Source organism: Bradyrhizobium sp. 613_E4_N2_2 (genome assembly GCF_052075995.1).
GTDB lineage: Bacteria > Pseudomonadota > Alphaproteobacteria > Rhizobiales > Xanthobacteraceae > Bradyrhizobium > Bradyrhizobium barranii.
In genome coordinates, this window is the sequence record NZ_CP197234.1 from 3940223 (window position 1) to 3957429 (window position 17207).

Sequence of the window (17207 nt, forward strand, 5' to 3'; positions counted from 1 at the left end):
CATGAGCTTTGAGACTGCAGGTTATCAACTGGCGCCGGTGCTGCCCGAGATTGTGCTCGCGGTCGGCGCCATGGCACTCTTGATGCTGGGGGCCTATCGCGGGCAGGAGACCACCAGGACCGTCACGACGCTTTCGGTCCTGCTGCTGGTCGTGGTCGGCGTGCTCGTCTACGCACAGCCTGCGGGCAAGCACGTCACCTTCGGCGGCAGCTTCATCGTCGACGATTTTGCCCGCTTCATGAAGATCCTGGCCCTGATCGGCTCGGCGGTGACGCTGGTGCTGTCGACCGAGTTCCTGTCGGACCCGTCGCGCCGGATCTTCGAATACGCGATCCTGGTGCTGCTCTCGACGCTCGGCATGATGGTGCTGATCTCGGCCGGCGACTTGATCTCGCTCTATCTCGGCCTCGAGCTGATGTCGCTCGCGCTCTATGTCGTGGCGGCCTCGAACCGCGACAACGCCAAGTCGACCGAAGCCGGCCTGAAGTACTTCGTGCTCGGCGCGCTGTCCTCGGGCATGCTGCTCTACGGTTCCTCGCTGGTCTACGGCTTCACCGGCACGGTCAGCTTCACCGGCATCGCGGCGGCCGCGACGGTCTCGAATATCGGCCTGGTGTTCGGCCTGGTCTTCCTGCTCGCCGGCCTCTGCTTCAAGGTCTCGGCCGTGCCGTTCCACATGTGGACGCCTGACGTCTACGAGGGCGCGCCGACGCCGGTCACCGCCTTCTTCGCCTCGGCGCCGAAGGTGGCCGCGCTCGCCGTTTTCACGCGCGTCACGCTGACCGCGTTCCCCGGCATCGTCTCGCAGTGGCAGCAGATCCTGGTGTTCGTGGCGATCGCCTCGATGGCGCTCGGCTCTTTCGCCGCGATCGGCCAGTCCAACATCAAGCGCCTGATGGCTTATTCCTCGATCGGCCACATGGGCTTTGCCCTGGTCGGCCTCGCCTCCGGCACGGTCGAAGGCGCGCAGGGCGTCCTGATGTACATCGTGATCTATGTCGCGATGACGCTCGGCTCGTTCTCGGTCATTCTGGCGATGAAGCGCAACGGCCAGGCCGTCGAGAAGATCAGCGATTTCGCCGGTCTGTCGCGGACCAATCCGCTGCTCGCCTTCATGTTCGCGATGCTGCTGTTTTCGCTCGCCGGAATCCCGCCGCTCGCCGGCTTCTTCGCCAAATGGTACGTCTTCGTCGCCGCCATCAAGGCGAACCTGTTCACGCTCGCCGTCATCGGCGTGTTGACCAGCGTCGTGGGCGCCTACTACTACCTGACCATCGTCAAGACGATGTACTTCGACGAGCCGGCCGGTCAGGTCGATCCGGTGCGCGTCGAGGTGAAGACGGTGCTGGCTGTCTTTGGCCTGTTCAACATCCTCTTCGCGCTGTTCGCGGGCCCGGTGGTGAGCGTCGCCTCCGCCGCGGCAAAGTCGCTGTTTTAGGATGGGGTTCGCGCTCGGTCCTCGCGCACTCTCGGCGGGCTACAAGCTCGCAGCTTTCGAACGGACCGGCTCGACCAACACCGACGCCATCGAGCACGCGCGGGCCGGCGAATGCGGCCCGATGTGGTTCGTCACCTCCGACCAGACCGCCGGTCGTGGCCGGCGCCAGCGCGCCTGGATCGCGCCAAAGGGCAATCTCGCCGCGAGCGTCCTCGAGGTGCTGGATATTGCGCCTGCGGTTGCCGCCACCATCGGGTTTGCGGCGGGGCTTGCGGAAGAGGCTGCCCTGGAGAAGGTCAGCCTCGAGGCCGCGCTCCGGCTTGGTCCTGACAGGCCCAGATACGCCCTGAAATGGCCGAATGACGTCCTCGCGGGCGGCAAGAAGCTGGTCGGCATTGGGCTCGAAGCCGAGGCCATCGGCGATCGTCTCGCCGTCGTGGTCGGCATCGGCACCAACGTCGTGGCGGCGCCGGAGGGTACGCCGACGCCAGCCGTGTCGTTGGCCGCGCTCGGCGTCCAGATCAGCGCGGAAGAGCTGTTCTCGGCGCTGTCGGACGCCTGGGTCGAGTTCCTCGGCATCTGGGACAATGGCCGCGGCTTTGCGGAGATCCGCAAGCTGTGGCTGGAGCGCGCCTGCGGCCTCGGCGAACGGGTCGCGATCAACACGGGGACGATGACGCTGGAAGGCATTTTCGACACCATCGACGACACCGGCTGCCTGATCGTCCGCACCGTTGACGGCCGACGCCTGCCGGTGGCGGCCGGCGAGGTGTTCTTCGGCTCGGCCGCCTCCGTGGGAGCTGCGTGATGGCGAAGCCTGACGAACTGGTATTTGCGCCGCTCGGCGGCGTCGGCGAGATCGGCATGAATTTGTCGATCTACGGCCTCGGCAACCGCCAGCAGCGCGCCTGGTTGGCGGTCGATCTCGGCGTCTCCTTCGGCGACGAGGAGCATCTGCCGGGCATCGACCTGATCATGCCCGACATCAGCTTCCTGGAGAAGGAACGCAAGAACCTGATGGGTCTCGTGCTGACCCACGCCCATGAGGACCATTTCGGCGCCATCATCGACCTCTGGCCGAAGCTGAAATGCCCGATCTATGCCACGCAGTTCAGCGCGGCGCTGTTCGAGGCCAAATGTGCCGCCGAGCGCAATGCGCCGAAAATCCCGGTGACGGTGGTGCCGTCGGGCGGCCGCGTCGATATCGGCCCGTTCAACGTCGAGTTCATTCCCGTCGCGCATTCGATCCCGGAAGCGCACGCGCTGGCGATCCACACCGAGGTCGGCACGGTGCTGCACACCGGCGACTGGAAGATCGACCCGACCCCGACGCTCGGGAGCCCGACCGACGAGAAGCGGTTGCGCGAACTGGGCGAGGAGGGCGTGCTCGCCCTGATCGGCGATTCCACCAACGCCGTGCGTGACGGCCGCTCGCCCTCGGAAGCCGAGGTCGCGCGAACCATCATCGACCTGGTCAAGGCCGCCAAGGGCCGCGTCGCGGTGACGACCTTCGCCTCCAACGTCGCGCGCATCAAGGCCGTCGCCGCCGCGGCCAGGGCTGCCGATCGCGAGGTCGTCGTGGTCGGCCGCGCCATGGAGCGCGTGGTGCAGGTCGCGCGCGAGACCGGCTATCTCGACGGCGTGCAGAATTTCCGCTCGCCCGAGGTCTACGGCCATCTTCCGCAGGACAAGGTGCTGGCGCTGTGCACCGGCAGCCAGGGCGAACCGCGCGCGGCACTGGCGCGCATCGCCAATGACGACCATCCCGAGATCACGCTCAACCGCGGCGACAGCGTGATCTTCTCCTCGCGCACCATCCCGGGCAACGAGAAGGCCGTCGGCTCGATCATCAACAATCTGGTGCTGCAGGGCGTCGAGGTCCTCACCGACCGCGACCATCTGGTCCACGTCTCCGGCCATCCCCGCCGCGACGAATTGCGCGACATGATCGCCTGGACCAAGCCGCAGCTCCTGATCCCCGTCCATGGCGAGGCGCTGCACCTGAACGAGCATGCCAAGCTCGCGCGCGCCGCCGGCGTGCCGCGCGTCCTGGTCGTTCGCAACGGCGACCTAATCAAGCTCGGCCCGGGTGATCCCGGCATCATCGGCGAGGTGCCCTCCGGCCGGATCTACAAGGACGGCACGATCTTGGAGGACTCCAAGTCCCGCGCCGTGGTCGAGCGTCGCCGCATGGCTTTCTCCGGCTGCGCCTTCGTCGCGGTCGCGATGACGGAGCAGGGCGAGCTTGCCGACGATCCCGAGGTCGATCTCGTCGGCATTCCCGAGAAGAACCGGGACGGCGAGCCCTTCGACGACCTCGTCTTCGATGCCGTGGTCTCCACCATCGAGGGCCTGCCGAAGGCGCGCCGCCGCGATGCGGATGCCCTGGCTGAGTCGGTGCGACGCGCCGTCCGGGCCGTCATCAACGAACATTGGGGCAAAAAGCCCCCCTGTCTGGTACACGTCCTGACGGTGTAGTTGAGCATGGTCTTCGGATCATGCGCTGAGGGAGAAGAAACATGCTGGGTCGCCTCAACCACGTCGCGATCGCGACCAAGGACGCCGTCAAGTCCGCGAAGATCTATGGCGCGGCGTTCGGGGCGCAGATCTCGGAGGCGGTCGCGCTGCCCGAGCATGGTGTCACCACCGTGTTCGCGACGCTGCCCAATACCAAGATCGAGTTCATCGAGCCGCTCGGCGAGGCCTCGCCGATCGCGAAGTTCCTCGAGCGCAATGCCGACGGCGGCATCCATCACATCTGCTACGAGGTCGTCGACATCATCGCCTCGCGCGACACGCTGGTGAAGGAGGGCGCGCGGGTGCTCGGCGACGGCGTGCCGAAGATCGGCGCCCACGGCAAGCCGGTGCTGTTCCTGCACCCGAAGGACTTTTCCGGGGCACTGGTCGAAATCGAGCAGGCGTAGGGCGCCGGATCATGGCCATCCAGATATCGACCGCGCTTGCGATCTACTTCGTCATCTGGTGGATCGCGCTGTTTCTGACGCTGCCGTTCGGCGTGCGCAGCCAGCACGAGGACGGCGTCGGCGCGCCCGGCACCGACCCCGGCGCACCGGTCCTGACGCGGATGAGAGGCAAGCTGATCTGGACCACGATCATCTCGGCGATCATCTACGGGATCGGCATCGCGGCCTATCATGCCGGCTATCTTTCGATCGAGCGCTTGTCCAGATTGATGGGAATGCCGTTCTAGACGTTTTTGCCGACAATATTGCTTTGGGGGAAACGAATGACTTTTCAGCGGATCGTCATCGCGCTTCTGGTGCTGATCGTCGCCGGCCTTGGCGCCATCGGCTATTTCGAATGGAAGATGGCCGTGCAGGTCCGAACGCTGAAGGCGTTCGTCGAGGGCACTGTCTTCAACGAAGCCGTGATGGCCTGCGAGCAGGCCAAGAGCTCGACGCCGTTCAAGTGGAACGGGGGCAAGAGCACCTCGGTGATCGGGCTTAACTCGGTCAAGCTGGACAAATACACCGTCAGCGCCAGCTACACGCTGGTGGCGGACAGCGTCTATTGTGATTACGATCCCATCAAAAGAAAGGCCGAGATCGGCTCGAGCTTCCTGGAACGGGAGTAACGATCCGGCCTTGCCAAGAGCATGATCCGGAAAAGTGCGAAGCGGTTTTCCGATAAGATCATGCTCAAATACCATGGGGTGGGATCGTCATGGCCGACGCGGGGGACTACCGGATTCTGCATGAGGCGGCCTTGCGGGACTATCTCGCGGGCATTCCCGACCTGAAGGCACTACTCGGCGGCGAGCCGGCCGCCTGGGGCATCACCGAGGTCGGCGACGGCAATCTCAATCTCGTCTTCATCGTCAAGGGCGCGCGCGGCGGCGTCGCCGTGAAGCAGGCGCTGCCCTACGTCCGCCTCGTCGGCGAGAGCTGGCCGCTGCCGCTGTCGCGGGCCCATTACGAATATCTCGCCTTGTCGAAGCAGGCCCAGCTCGCGCCCGGTCTCGTGCCGGCCCTGCTGCACCACAACGAGACGCTGGCGCTGACGGTAATGGAGCTGCTCGAGCCCCACATCATCATGCGCAAGGGGATGGTCGCCGCAACGCAATATCCCGGTTTCGTGGACGACATCACCACCTTCATGGCGCGCACCCTGTTCTTCACCTCCGACCTCGCGCTGTCGGCGGCCGAGAAGAAGCAGGGCATCGCCGCCTTTGCCGGCAACCACGCGCTCTGCAAGATCACCGAGGATCTGATCTTCACCGATCCCTACCGCATTGCCGAGCAGAACCGCTGGACCGCGCCTTATCTCGACGGCCTGGCCGCAGAGCTGCGCGATGACATGGAGCTGCATGTCGCGATCTCTCGGCTGAAGCTGAAGTTCATGGCAAGCCCCGAGGCGCTGCTCCACGGCGATCTCCACACCGGCTCGATCATGGTGACGGAGAGCCAGACGCGCGTGATCGATCCCGAATTCGCATTCTACGGCCCAATGGGATTCGACGTCGGCGCCGTGCTCGCGAACCTCCTGATGGCCTATTTCGCCTCCGCCGGCCACGAGCGTACGCCGGGCGAGCGGCAGGCGTTCGAAAGCTGGGTACTGGAGACGGTCGAGCAGGTCTGGAGCGAGTTCGCCCGCAAGTTCCTCGATCTCTGGCGCGCTGGCGCCACCGGCGACGCCTATCCGGCATCGCTCTTTGCCGGCGAGAAGGGCGCTGCATGCCTGGAAGCCGAGCGGCAGGCTTACATGCAGCGGCTATTCACTGACACCGTCGGCTTCGCCGCCGCCAAAACCCTCCGCCGCATCTTCGGCCTGGCCCACAACATCGACTTCGAGCTGATCGAGGACCCGCGGAGGCGGGCGATCAGCGAGGCTCGTGCCGTGCGGCTGGCGAGAGCGATGATGGTGGAGACGGGAGCATTTCCGAACATCTCGGACGTCACCGGCGCAGCGCGAAAACTGCGCGATTGGCAGCCGGAGTTTGCGAACGGCTAGGGGGCGATGCGCTTCAATAAAGCCGCATCGGCAGCAGGACGCCGTCTGTGCCTGCCAGCAGGCCCCAGGTCTCGTTGGCCGCGACCTCGAACTCCCGGATCTGGACCGTGCCGCCCTCGATCTTGAGGGTGACCTTGTACTTGCCGGGCGGCAGATCGATCTTTTGGCTGTCAGGTATTTCGGCTGCGGCGGAGTCGGAGTGCGCCAGTTTCTCGCCGGCGTGCGCCGCCAGCTTGATGGTCTAGTCGGCGACCGTGATGACCGCCCCCTCGTCCGACTTGTTGCCGAGCATCAGCTTTGCCTGCCTCGGCCTCGGCAGGAGGCCGGCATCCGCGATACCCGGCTTGCGCAGCGAAAGTTCGGCGATTGTCCTGTCGTCCTGACGGGAAAGCCGGACCAGGACCGGTCCACGGGCCGTCGTGAAGGTGATCACGGCCCGGTCCGGTTCGACCACCGTCTCGATCCAGCCACGCTTGCCGAGCTCGGCGCGATAGAAGCCGAGCACAGCCGTGAGATCGCGCGGGGTCTCGGCGTAGACTGACGCGATGAACGGCGAATTCTTCGCCGTAGCGATGCTCCAGCTCTCGGGCAGTGGCAGACCGGTGCCCTGGGAAACTCTGGCTTCGAAACCCGCACCTGCGCCCCGTGCGACCGCTCTGACGGGGATGCTCAGCAGTCGTTCGACGAAGTTATCCGGAGTGTCATGGCCCCGGACCGCCCACCACGTTTCGTCAAGATAGTCGTTCACGCCGGTGGTGCGACTCCAGCTGAACCGGATGCTGTCCGCCTCGCTGTACCGGCCGAGGCTGGCCGCGACCGGGCTTGCCAGCACGGCCGTGGCGGCGAGCAGTCCGCCCGCGAGCAAGATACCTAGCGTTCGGCGATTCATTTTTTCCGCAATCCCTGGGGCTCAGATAATGATCCTGAGCTTGGTCGCGTTGATCACGAAAAATGTTCACTGCTCTTGGTCGCTCATGATGCACCGCAATCGGCGGCTTGCACCGCTTGGGACGCAACCTGGCCTCCGAGGGTCTCGCGAGCGCCGCGTTCCGGAACCCGTCGCCATCAAAACGAAGCTTGCGTTCGACGGGCTACGAATGATCAAATCCCTGATCGAAATAGCTGCGTTGTTGGGGGACACATGATGTTCAGGATGATCGCGATCGTCGCTGGTTTGGGGCTGGCGCTCGCCACCTCGGCGGAGGCCCAGGCGCCGCGCAAGGGCGGAACCATCCGCATGACGGCGCCCTACGGTTCGAGTTTCACGAGCCTGGACATTCACACCACGCAGCGCGCCCAGGACGAGATCTACGCCAAGGCGCTGCACCGGTCGCTCTACATCTGGAACTCCGCGGAGGGCAAGCCGGTTCTGGAGCTCGCCAAGGAGGACGTGGTCTCGGGCGGCGGTCTCGTTCATACCTTCAAGCTGCGCGACGACGCCTATTTCCACAACGGCCGCAAGATGACGGCCGACGACGTCATCTGGTCCTACAACCGCATCATGGACGGCACCAAGGCCTATCCCGGCGCGCGCTTTGTCCGCATGATCGAGGGCGCGGCCGCGGTCGAGAAGGGCCAGGCCAAGGAGATCTCCGGCCTGAAGAAGATCGACGACTTCACCCTCGAAATGAAGCTGACCGAGAAAGTCGATCCGGGCTTCTACTTCTTCACCGCGCTGACCTCGATCTATCCCGCCGACGAGGCCGCCAAGGAGAGCTTCATCCAGAAGCCGATCGGTCTCGGGCCATTCAAATTCGTCGAGCACGTGCCGGGATCGCGCATCGTTCTGGAGCGGTGGGACCGGTTCTACAAGCCCGGCAAGCCCTACGCCGACAAGGTCATCGTGTCGATCATGGGCGAGGCCGCGGCGCGCGATGTCGCCTTCCGCAACAAGGAGATCGACACCTCGGTGCTCGGGCCTGCGCAATACGTCGCCTATCAGTCCGACGCCGACCTCAAGGGCACCATCGTCGAAGTCGCCGAGGTCTTCACGCGCTATATGGGCATGAATCCGTCGTTCAAGCCGTTCACCGACAAGCGCGTCCGGCAGGCGATCAACTACGCGATCGATACCGACCTGATCATCAACAAGCTGGTCAAGGGCAAGGCCTATCGCGCCACCAGCTGGCTGCCGTTGACATCTCCAGCCTACGACAAGGCGATGAAGCCGTACCCCTACGATCCCGCCAAGGCCAAGCAGCTGCTCGCGGAGGCCGGCTATCCGCAGGGCTTCGAGTTCGAATGGACCACCAGCCAGAATGAAAGCTGGGGCCTGCCGATCGTCTCGGCCGTGATCCCGATGCTGGACAAGGTCGGCATCAAGGCGAAGGTCAAGCAGGTCGAGACCGCGGTGCTGGCGGAGGTGGTGCGCAGCGGCGACTATCAGGCCTTCATCTATTCGCAGGCGACCGGCCCGGATCCCCAGGCCGCGCTCAAATGCTTCCACTCTTCGACGCCGCAGCCGGCCTGCAACTACATGAACTACAAGAATGCCGACTTCGACAAGCTGATCGATGCGGCAGGGCAGGCCGACGATCCCGCAAAGCGCACCGAGCTGCTGCAAAAGGCCAATGCGCTGCTCTATGAGGAAGCGCCGGTCTGGTTCTTCAACTACAACAAGGCGGTCATGGCGGTGCAGCCGTGGCTCAAGGGAGTTCAGCTCAATGCGACGGAGCTGACCCATCAGAACGTCGAAGACCTCTGGGTCGACGAGACCTCGCCCGCGAAGTGACACGCGCTCTCGCGCTCCCTCCATCGCGACGAGCGGTGGGGGGAGAGAGGAAAAGCCTGGATGCTCTCGTTCCTGCTCCGCCGTCTTCTGCAAACCATTCCGACCGTGCTCGCTGTCGTGCTGCTGGTCTTCGTGCTGTTCAGCGTCGTTCCCGGCAGCATTGTCTCGAGCATGAGCGACGACAGCGATCCCCAGGTCGAGCTGCGCATGAAGAAGCAGCTCGGCCTCGACGATCCCCTCTATTGGCGTTTCGGCGCCTACATCGCCAAGCTCGCGACCGGTGACTTCGGCACCTCGTTCCGGACCCGCGAGCCTGTCACGACCATGATCGCCAAACGGGCCTGGCCGACGCTGCAGCTCATCTTCACGGCCATGACGTTTGCGATTTTGATCGGTGTTCCCCTTGGTTTCATCGCAGCGCTGAAACCCGGGGGCATCGTCGATACGCTCGCCATGGTGCTGGCGGTGTCGGGCCTTTCCATTGCCAAATTCTGGCTCGGATTGGTGCTGATGTATCTGTTTGCGTTGAAGCTCGGCTGGCTGCCGAGCTTCGGCTATGGCGATGGAGGGCTGAAATATCTGCTTCTGCCGGCCGTGACGCTCGGCGTCTCGCCGATGGCGCTGTTTGCCCGCACGACGCGCGCCGCGGTCCTCGAGATCATGACCGCTGATTTCGTCCGCACCGCGCGCTCGAAGGGCATGAGCGAGACGCGTGTCGTGAAGTGGCATGTGATGCGCAACGCGCTCGTCATCATTCTCACCACCGTCGGCCTTCAGTTCGGCGGGTTGATGGGGCAGGCGGTCGTGGTCGAGAAACTGTTCTCCTGGCCGGGCATCGGTTCCCTGCTGGTCGATAGCGTTCTCCAGCGCGACATTCCCGCCGTTCAGGGCTCCATTCTCGTGGTGGTGCTGGCCTTTCTCGCGATCAATCTGCTGATCGATGTGCTCTACGGCGTGATCGATCCCAGGATCAGATACGCATGAAGCTCCGCGCCAATCTCATCATCGGTGGCGCGCTGTTCGCGCTCGCGATCCTGGTCGGCCTGCTCGCACCCTGGCTGGCGCACACCGATCCCGTCCTGGACGCCAACCTCATGAACGCGGAGGAGCCTCCGAGCTGGACCTGGTGGTTCGGCACCGACGACCAGGGCCGCGACATCTATTCCCGCGTCGTCTACGGCGCCCGCGTCTCGCTGACCGTCGGCATCGTCTCGCAGCTCATCAACAGCGTCATCGGTGTCGCGCTCGGCTTGAGCGCGGGCTATTGGGGCGGCTGGTGGGACGATTTCGTCAACGGCCTGACCAATCTGATGCTCGCGATCCCCTCGCTGATCTTCGCGCTCGCCATCATGGCGGTGCTTGGCCCTGGCCTCACGAGCCTGCTGATCGCGCTCGGCCTGACCAACTGGTCCTTTACCTGCCGGATCGCACGGGCCTCGGCGCTGTCGCTGAGGAGCCAGGGCTATGTGCAGGCGGCGACCGTGCTCGGCTACGGCGATCTGCGGATCATGGTCACGCAGCTCTTGCCGAACATGTTAGGGCCGATCGTCGTCATCGGCACGCTCGGCATGGGCAGCGCGGTCCTGTCGGAAGCCGCATTGTCGTTCCTCGGCCTCGGCGTCCGTCCGCCGTTTCCGAGCTGGGGCAGCATGTTGTCGGACGCCCGCGACCAGATCACGACGGCGCCGTGGCTCTCGGTGTTTCCGGGCCTTGCCATCTTCCTGACGGTGCTTGGCCTCAACCTGCTCGGCGATGGCCTGCGCGACATTCTCGATCCACAATCGCGGAGCCGGCGGACATGACCGGCGCGCCGCTGATCGAAGTCGAGGATCTGCACATCGATCTCGACGATGGATCGAGGCGCGTTGCGGCGGCCGAGGGCATTTCATTTCGCATTGATCGCGGCGAGACGTTCGGCCTTGTCGGCGAATCCGGCTGCGGCAAGAGCATCACGGCGCTCGCCCTGATCGGCCTGTTGCGGCAACCTTTGTCGATCGGTGGCGGCATCATCCGGTTTGAGGGACGGGAGATCCAGCACCTTTCGGCGGCCAAACAGCGGGAGCTGCGCGGCAATCGCATCGCCATGATCTTCCAGGAGCCGATGACGGCGCTGAACCCGGTCTCGCCGGTGGGCCGGCAGATCGCCGAGATGTTCGTGCTGCACAAGGGCAAGAGCTGGCGGGACGCCAACCAGCTCGCGGTCGAGGCGCTGGCGAGCGTCCGCGTCCCCGCACCGGAGCGGCGCGTCAACGACTACCCGCACCAGCTGTCCGGCGGCATGCGTCAGCGCGTCATGATCGCCATTGCGCTCGCATGCGGTCCGGACCTCCTGATCGCCGACGAGCCGACCACCGCGCTCGACGTGACCGTGCAGGCCGAAATCATCGAGCTGATGCGCAACCTGTGCGCGGAGAGGGGAACGGCGATCCTGATGATCAGCCACGATCTCGGCCTCGTCGCCAACGTCTGCCGCCGCGTTGCCGTCATGTATGCCGGCCGCATCGTCGAGGAGCGCGGCTCCGCCGATATTTTCCGGGCGCCTTCGCATCCCTATACGCAGGGCCTGGTCGCCTCGCTGCCGCGGCTGGGCAGTCGGGCCGAGCTCGGCCGCACCAGGCTCAAGGAGATCGCGGGCGTGGTTCCAGCCATCACGAATTTCCCGGATGGCTGCCGGTTCAATCCGCGCTGTACGCAGGCCACCGAGATCTGCCGAACAGTGGCGCCGGAGACGGATTTGCTGGGGGCCGGCGGTCTGGTGAGGTGTCACCACCATGCATGAGCCACAGGGGAGGCCGGACGACGATCTCATCCTCAGCGTCGAGGACCTCGCGGTTCATTTTCCGATGGGCGGCGGTATGCTGGGCCGGGGACGACGGGTGCTCCGTGCCGTCGACGGCGTCGATCTCAGGCTGAGACGAGGCGAATGCCTCGGCCTTGTCGGCGAGTCCGGCTCGGGCAAGTCGACGGTCGCATTGTCGATCCTGGGTCTGTTGACGCCGACGCGCGGCCGCATCGTGCTGGACGGGCAGGTGGTGACGAACAGGCAAGCCGGCGACCGAAAGTCGCTGGCCCGCACCGTGCAGATCGTCTTTCAGGATCCCTACGCCTCGCTCAATCCGCGCCAGACCGTCCGCCGCACGCTGGAAGATCCCCTGCGTGTGCATGGCGTGACCGCAAAAAGTGAGATCGAGGACCGTGTTGCGGCGATGCTGCGGCACGTCGGCCTGCGGCCGGAACAGGCCGACCGCTATCCGCATGAATTCTCCGGCGGCCAGCGCCAGCGCATCGGGATTGCGCGCGCCCTGATCCTCAATCCCAGGATCGTCATCTGCGACGAGCCCGTGTCGGCGCTCGACGTCTCGATCCGCGCCCAGATCATCAATTTGCTGCTGGAATTGAAGGACACGCTCGGTCTTTCCTACATCATGATCAGCCACGACCTCGGCGTCGTCGAGCACATGAGCGACCGCGTCGCCGTCATGTATCTCGGCCGCATCGTCGAGAACGGCCACTGGCGCGAAATCTTCGAGCGGCCGGCGCACCCCTATACGCAAGCCCTGATCGCGGCCATCCCCGATCCGCTGCGTCATGCGCCGTTAGCGACGACAGGGGGCGACCTTCCGAACCCGCTCAATCCGCCGAACGGATGCGCCTTCAGCCCGCGTTGCCGGTACGCGGAGGCCGTGTGTCGCCACGAGCCCGGTCCGGTGCTGGAAACGCGCGCCGATGGACATGAGGTGAGGTGCTGGCGGGCTGACGAGATTGCGGGGCAGGCGGCATTGGCCTCGACCGGAGGCGGGCATCCCTAGGGATGGGAGGCTCGTCCGTCGCGGTCAAAAGCGTCGCTCTAGTGGGCCGCTAGTCACGTCCAGTCTGTCCTGACAGGCGGACGATTTTTGGGATCCGCCCATGGGCCATCGCGTGGGGTTGATCCTTGGCGCGGTCCAATCGCGTACCGCCCTATTTTCATGTGTGCTACATGGTTGGGTAGCAAAATGTAGCAGGAAAGGCAGATCATGACTGACGATCAGGTCAATCTCGTCGTTCAGCACCTTTGCGAGCAATTGCACTTGGCGCTCCGGTTGAAGGGCAGCGAAGCACATCCACCAAACGCCAAGGATATTGGATTCGATCCGGCCTCTGTGAGAACCGTATTGCTGACCGGCTTGCGTTCGGCGGGTGTCACGACCCACCACGAGGCGGTCGGGAAGAGCGAAGAGCCGCCATGGTCCTAAACACAAAACGCGGGACAGAAGCCCCGCGCCGATGTCTCAGCTGGGTCAGCAGCAGACAAATCCACGACAGCGTCCATAGGTCCGTTAAGGGCCAACAACCGACGTTCGATATATCGTCCGTTCGCATCTCGGAACCGCGTCGCGGACGCCGTAGTTAACTGCTCGATTGTATTCGCTTGACAAACGGCGGTCTCCACTGACCATCGAGGATGTTGCTCCCGCCCAGCAGACGCGGATGTAGAGCGAGAACTGGCCACTCGCAGGCAGCCAGTTGCTCTCTTTGTCTACTTGTCTACGCTCGGTGATTTTGGCACCAGCGCGCAGCGTCAACGAACCGTCCCGACATTGAACGTTCGCTTCGCAGGGAACGTTGGCGGCATCTTGCCGCTCGCCTCAGCGCCAGGTTGCCGGTTCGCAGGGAGGCTTATTGAACGGACCTCCGGCATAACTGCCAACGTCTGGAGCCCGGACACAGTGAACGACGTTGGAGGTGGGGACGACTGCACCGCTTTTGTCGCGCCACGCCGACCTACGCCAGGTTGCCGGTTCGCAGGGAGGCTTATTGAACGGCCCTCCGGCAAAACTGCCAACGTCTGGCGCCCGGATGCAGTGAACGACGCGGGACGGATGGACGGCTCCGCCGTTTTGGTCGTACCACGCGGCCATGGCCGGATTAGCGAACATGGCCGCGGCGATCAGTCCTACCGAAGCAAGCTTCCTCATTTGCGCGTCTCCTTATGTGTCAATGATTGAACGACTGACTATCCTTTGCGGCTCATTCCTACCGAAGAGACTGCAAGCAACATTTTGCGGTATCGACTATGCACATCATCAAGGTTGATCTATATCAACTTCGCCCGAATACGGCTGCTGATGACCGCTCTGGGTCAAACTACGAAAAACTCAACCTGAGCAAATTCAGTCCGCTGTGCCCTATTGATCGGACCTCAATGGGGCGTGCCGCCACTTCGCTGATGGGCCCAATTGCAGACAAGCTTTGTTGAGGAGCCTTCGGGAAGCTCATCAAAAATCAGCGCCGAGGTCATGCGCTACGGCAGCTACCGACCGCCTCGCCACGCAGTTGGGCGCGGGATCCAACGCGGCACATTGATGCAGAACGCTTCGTATTCCGCGCCGAATGACCTTTTTAGCGTCGGCTCTTCGTAGCCCACGACAAAAAGGTGGAAGGCGAGCCAGACGACTGCGCCGTAGGCGAACAGCCCCCAATCGCCGAACAGGAGCGCCTGGCCGAAAATGACGGCGGCGACCGCCACGTAGATTGGATTGCGCACATAGCGATAGAGGCCGGTAACGACGAGATGTTGGGTCGGGGCGATCGGCGCCGGTGTGCCGAGCCCCTGCAGTGCGAAACGCGCGAATGAATCCACGAGCCCGGCTAAGCCGGCAAGAATTAGCGCGGCGCCGACGAAGCGCGTGAGCTCGACGCCGAGAAACGGCAACCTGAACTCCCAGCGTGAAATCCACCATGGGACCACCCCAGCCACCACGCAGGGCGCGAACAGGAAGAAGATGGCGGTGCCGATGACGGCAGCAGTTCTTGGCATAGACACGATCCGTTCCCTGCTATTTTAACACACCGCACCGGGAGCGCGTCAGGTCCGCCTTGGGTCATGAACGACAAAGCTTGAACTGAGCGCAATAGGTCTGCTTTCGGGCAAATTGCCACCAACCCGCGCTCGTTGTCCTGACAATGAGTGCAGCTAGCGCGCTACGGCGCGGAAGGCCCGGCGCGGACAACACCGGTGTTTCTGCTATAGTGCGACGTTCGAACTTGCGGGGCGGCTGCTTCAAGGGTTGAAATCATGCACAGAGCATCTGGATCATTACTACTTGCCTTCGTTTTTATTCTATTTGCTCCGCAAGTGCGGGCGCAGCAGATTCCGGCCGAAACCGTTCAGGGAATGCTTGCGGCCCAGATACGCACGCAAGGCTTCACTTGCGAAAAGCCACTCGGCGCAAAGAAGAACACGAAGGCGTCTCGACCTGATCGCGACGTTTGGGTTCTTAGATGCAGCAACGCCATGTACAAGATCACGCGCGTTCCCGATATGGCGGCGAAGGTCGAACCGCTGCCGTGAGCTCGGTGGTCTCTATGGGACCAGCGCCATGATGGACTTGTGCCGGTGTTTTGCCCGACGTCTCAAACGTCCTGGCGGCGAGGGCTCAAGCCATGCCTCACGGTCGCCTTAGCTTCCGCTGATGCCGACCAGACGCGGGCGGCGGTTTGCGAGCGGGTTCTCGGCTGGCAGGGCGCGCAGCCAGTCGCGGAAGCTGACGATCTCGGGGCAATCCGCGGTGCCTTCAGCCGCGATCAGCCAATCACCGAGGCCTGATCCCTCATTGACCCGGTCGCAGCGATAGCCCGGATAGCGGCCGAGACCGCGGGCGATCAGCAGGTCGACCTTGCCCTCGACCAATTCGTGCAGGCCGGCCGGCTGCAGCACCCGCAAACCGATCTCCGCATGGGCGCTGCGAAACTCCGCCAATTCGAGCCGGCGCAGGTCGAAGCTGCCATGGACCCCCAACTGCAGCAGCACCGCGCCCGCCGGCTTCAACTGCGAGGTCGCCTCCGCAATGTGACGAAAACCTTCGGAGACCCCGGGCAGATAGGCCTGACCGGCCGCGGTGAGAATGAGCTGCTTATGCAGCCGCTCGAACAGCTGCACGCCGAGGCGTGCCTCCAGCGCCTTCACCTGCTGTCCCACGGCGGCAGGTGTCACGTGCAGCTCGTGCGCGGCCAGCTTGAAGCTGAGATGCCGGGCGGCGGCCTCAAAAGCGCGGAGCGCGTTGAGCGGGGGAAGGGCGTAGGTCATCGCAGCGCAGTTTGACACCGATGGGCCTTGGCCTTGCAATAGATTTTCTTGCGCTGAACCGCAGCAACAATGCTTTGATCGGCGCCGTCATCGCCGGATACGGTCGGCCCGCAATCCGGAGACCCCCATGCCGCGCCGAATCGATCATCTCGTCATTTGCGTCCACGATCTGGAGCAGGCTGCGCTGGATTGGCAGAGGCTGGGCTTCAACCTCACACCGACCGGTGTGCATCCGTTCGGAACCAGCAACCGCCTGGCGCAGTTCGCCGACAATTTTCTGGAGTTGCTGGCCGTCACCGACAATGCGTTGGTGCCGCCAGCCACGCCGGGCCATTTCAGCTTCGCGGCCCACAACCGCGATTTTCTTGAGACCGCCGAGGGGATGTCGATGCTGGTCTTGCACAGCACCGACGCCCACGCCGATGCCGCGCGTTTCAGGGCCGACCGCATCGGCGATTATGCGCCGTTCGATTTCGGCCGCGACGCGGTGCTCCCTGGCGGCGGCACGGCGCGCGTCGCGTTTTCGCTGGCCTTTGCCACCGATCCCGCCATGCCCGGGATCGCGTTCTTCACCTGCCAGCAGCGTCACCCGCCGGAACTGTTCTGGAAGGCGCAGTATCAGCGTCATCCCAACGGCGCCCTCCGCGTGGTCGAGGTGGTGATGTCGGCGGCGGAGCCGGCGGCGCATCGCGATTTCCTCGAGCGCCTCACGGAAGGCACGGCCGAGCTTGCGCCGGGGCGGCTGACGATTGGTGAGCGCGGCAATCATATCACCTTGCTTGGCCCGTCCGAGCTGGCGCGCCGGTTACCGGGCCTCGCGAACAGCGCTTCGCCGCGCTTTTGCGCGGCGCGTCTGGCGGTCGCTGATCTGGATGCGACAGGGCGAACACTGAAACACAACGGCGTCGGCTTCGCGATGACCGGTGCCGTGCTGTTGGTGCCACCCGCCACCGCGCATGGTCTGGCGCTCGAATTCGTCGAACAGGAGGCAAACTGAC

General features: G+C 64.2%; 18 protein-coding genes. 15 read left to right on the forward strand and 3 right to left on the reverse strand.

Translation table 11 applies throughout. The features are described 5' to 3' along the window. Position 1 precedes the first annotated feature (1 nt). From nuoN to mtnK, 7 genes are all read left to right on the forward strand, one after another. Positions 2-1438: an NADH-quinone oxidoreductase subunit NuoN gene (gene nuoN / locus AB7290_RS18805; RefSeq protein WP_085400356.1), complete on the forward strand. Its 1437-nt coding sequence runs from the start codon at positions 2-4 to the stop codon at positions 1436-1438. Between the two features lies 1 nt (position 1439). Then, positions 1440-2246: a biotin--[acetyl-CoA-carboxylase] ligase gene (locus AB7290_RS18810; protein WP_085400354.1), complete on the forward strand. Its 807-nt coding sequence runs from the start codon at positions 1440-1442 to the stop codon at positions 2244-2246. Next, on the forward strand, positions 2246-3916 hold the full coding sequence (locus tag AB7290_RS18815; protein ID WP_085400352.1) for a ribonuclease J: 1671 nt from the start codon (positions 2246-2248) through the stop codon (positions 3914-3916). The genes AB7290_RS18810 and AB7290_RS18815 overlap by 1 nt, the downstream gene beginning before the upstream one ends. 41 nt (positions 3917-3957) lie before the next feature. After that, positions 3958-4362 (forward strand): methylmalonyl-CoA epimerase, encoded by a 405-nt coding sequence (gene mce, locus AB7290_RS18820; protein WP_028149063.1) that lies wholly within the window; start codon positions 3958-3960, stop codon positions 4360-4362. 11 nt (positions 4363-4373) lie between these two features. After that, positions 4374-4649, forward strand: a complete 276-nt coding sequence (locus AB7290_RS18825; RefSeq protein WP_063982987.1) for a DUF1467 family protein — start codon at positions 4374-4376, stop codon at positions 4647-4649. Positions 4650-4685: 36 nt separating this feature from the next. After that, the gene (locus AB7290_RS18830) at positions 4686-5033 is read left to right on the forward strand and encodes a hypothetical protein (RefSeq protein ID WP_085400349.1); all 348 of its coding nucleotides are present in this window, start codon (positions 4686-4688) and stop codon (positions 5031-5033) included. A gap of 89 nt (positions 5034-5122) precedes the next feature. Beyond that, complete coding sequence (gene mtnK, locus AB7290_RS18835) at positions 5123-6409, forward strand: S-methyl-5-thioribose kinase (protein WP_085400347.1); 1287 nt, start codon at positions 5123-5125, stop codon at positions 6407-6409. Positions 6410-6650: 241 nt separating this feature from the next. Here mtnK and AB7290_RS18840 read toward each other — a convergent pair whose 3' ends face one another. Continuing rightward, a complete protein-coding gene (locus AB7290_RS18840) occupies positions 6651-7298 on the reverse strand; it encodes a hypothetical protein (protein WP_245344043.1) in 648 nt (215 codons plus the stop codon). 252 nt (positions 7299-7550) lie between these two features. Between AB7290_RS18840 and AB7290_RS18845 the strand changes: the two genes are divergently transcribed. From AB7290_RS18845 to AB7290_RS18870, 6 genes are all read left to right on the forward strand, one after another. Then, on the forward strand, positions 7551-9140 hold the full coding sequence (locus AB7290_RS18845; protein ID WP_094184000.1) for an ABC transporter substrate-binding protein: 1590 nt from the start codon (positions 7551-7553) through the stop codon (positions 9138-9140). A gap of 60 nt (positions 9141-9200) precedes the next feature. Next, positions 9201-10124, forward strand: coding sequence for an ABC transporter permease (locus AB7290_RS18850; protein ID WP_063982990.1), 924 nt, complete (start codon positions 9201-9203; stop codon positions 10122-10124). After that, positions 10121-10942, forward strand: a complete 822-nt coding sequence (locus tag AB7290_RS18855) for an ABC transporter permease (protein ID WP_085400342.1) — start codon at positions 10121-10123, stop codon at positions 10940-10942. The genes AB7290_RS18850 and AB7290_RS18855 overlap by 4 nt, the downstream gene beginning before the upstream one ends. After that, complete coding sequence (locus tag AB7290_RS18860) at positions 10939-11919, forward strand: ABC transporter ATP-binding protein (protein WP_085400339.1); 981 nt, start codon at positions 10939-10941, stop codon at positions 11917-11919. The genes AB7290_RS18855 and AB7290_RS18860 overlap by 4 nt, the downstream gene beginning before the upstream one ends. Continuing rightward, a complete protein-coding gene (locus AB7290_RS18865) occupies positions 11912-12949 on the forward strand; it encodes an ABC transporter ATP-binding protein (RefSeq protein ID WP_085400338.1) in 1038 nt (345 codons plus the stop codon). Before AB7290_RS18860 ends, AB7290_RS18865 begins: the two co-directional genes overlap by 8 nt. A 207-nt stretch (positions 12950-13156) precedes the next feature. After that, positions 13157-13375: a hypothetical protein gene (locus AB7290_RS18870; RefSeq protein WP_063982993.1), complete on the forward strand. Its 219-nt coding sequence runs from the start codon at positions 13157-13159 to the stop codon at positions 13373-13375. A gap of 1058 nt (positions 13376-14433) precedes the next feature. On the opposite strand, the gene AB7290_RS18875 is transcribed toward AB7290_RS18870, so the two are convergent. Next, a complete protein-coding gene (locus AB7290_RS18875; protein WP_085400336.1) occupies positions 14434-14940 on the reverse strand; it encodes a methyltransferase family protein in 507 nt (168 codons plus the stop codon). 258 nt (positions 14941-15198) lie between these two features. On the opposite strand from AB7290_RS18875, the gene AB7290_RS18880 reads away from it, so the two are divergent. Next, positions 15199-15474, forward strand: a complete 276-nt coding sequence (locus tag AB7290_RS18880; RefSeq protein WP_167767920.1) for a hypothetical protein — start codon at positions 15199-15201, stop codon at positions 15472-15474. Positions 15475-15582: 108 nt separating this feature from the next. Here AB7290_RS18880 and AB7290_RS18885 read toward each other — a convergent pair whose 3' ends face one another. Continuing rightward, the gene (locus AB7290_RS18885) at positions 15583-16209 is read right to left on the reverse strand and encodes a LysR family transcriptional regulator (RefSeq protein ID WP_085400332.1); all 627 of its coding nucleotides are present in this window, start codon (positions 16207-16209) and stop codon (positions 15583-15585) included. 127 nt (positions 16210-16336) lie between these two features. Here AB7290_RS18885 and AB7290_RS18890 point away from each other — a divergent pair, with 127 nt between their 5' ends. After that, entirely contained in the window at positions 16337-17206 is an 870-nt protein-coding gene (locus AB7290_RS18890; protein WP_085400329.1) for a VOC family protein, read from the forward strand. The last annotated feature ends 1 nt before the right edge of the window (position 17207 follow it).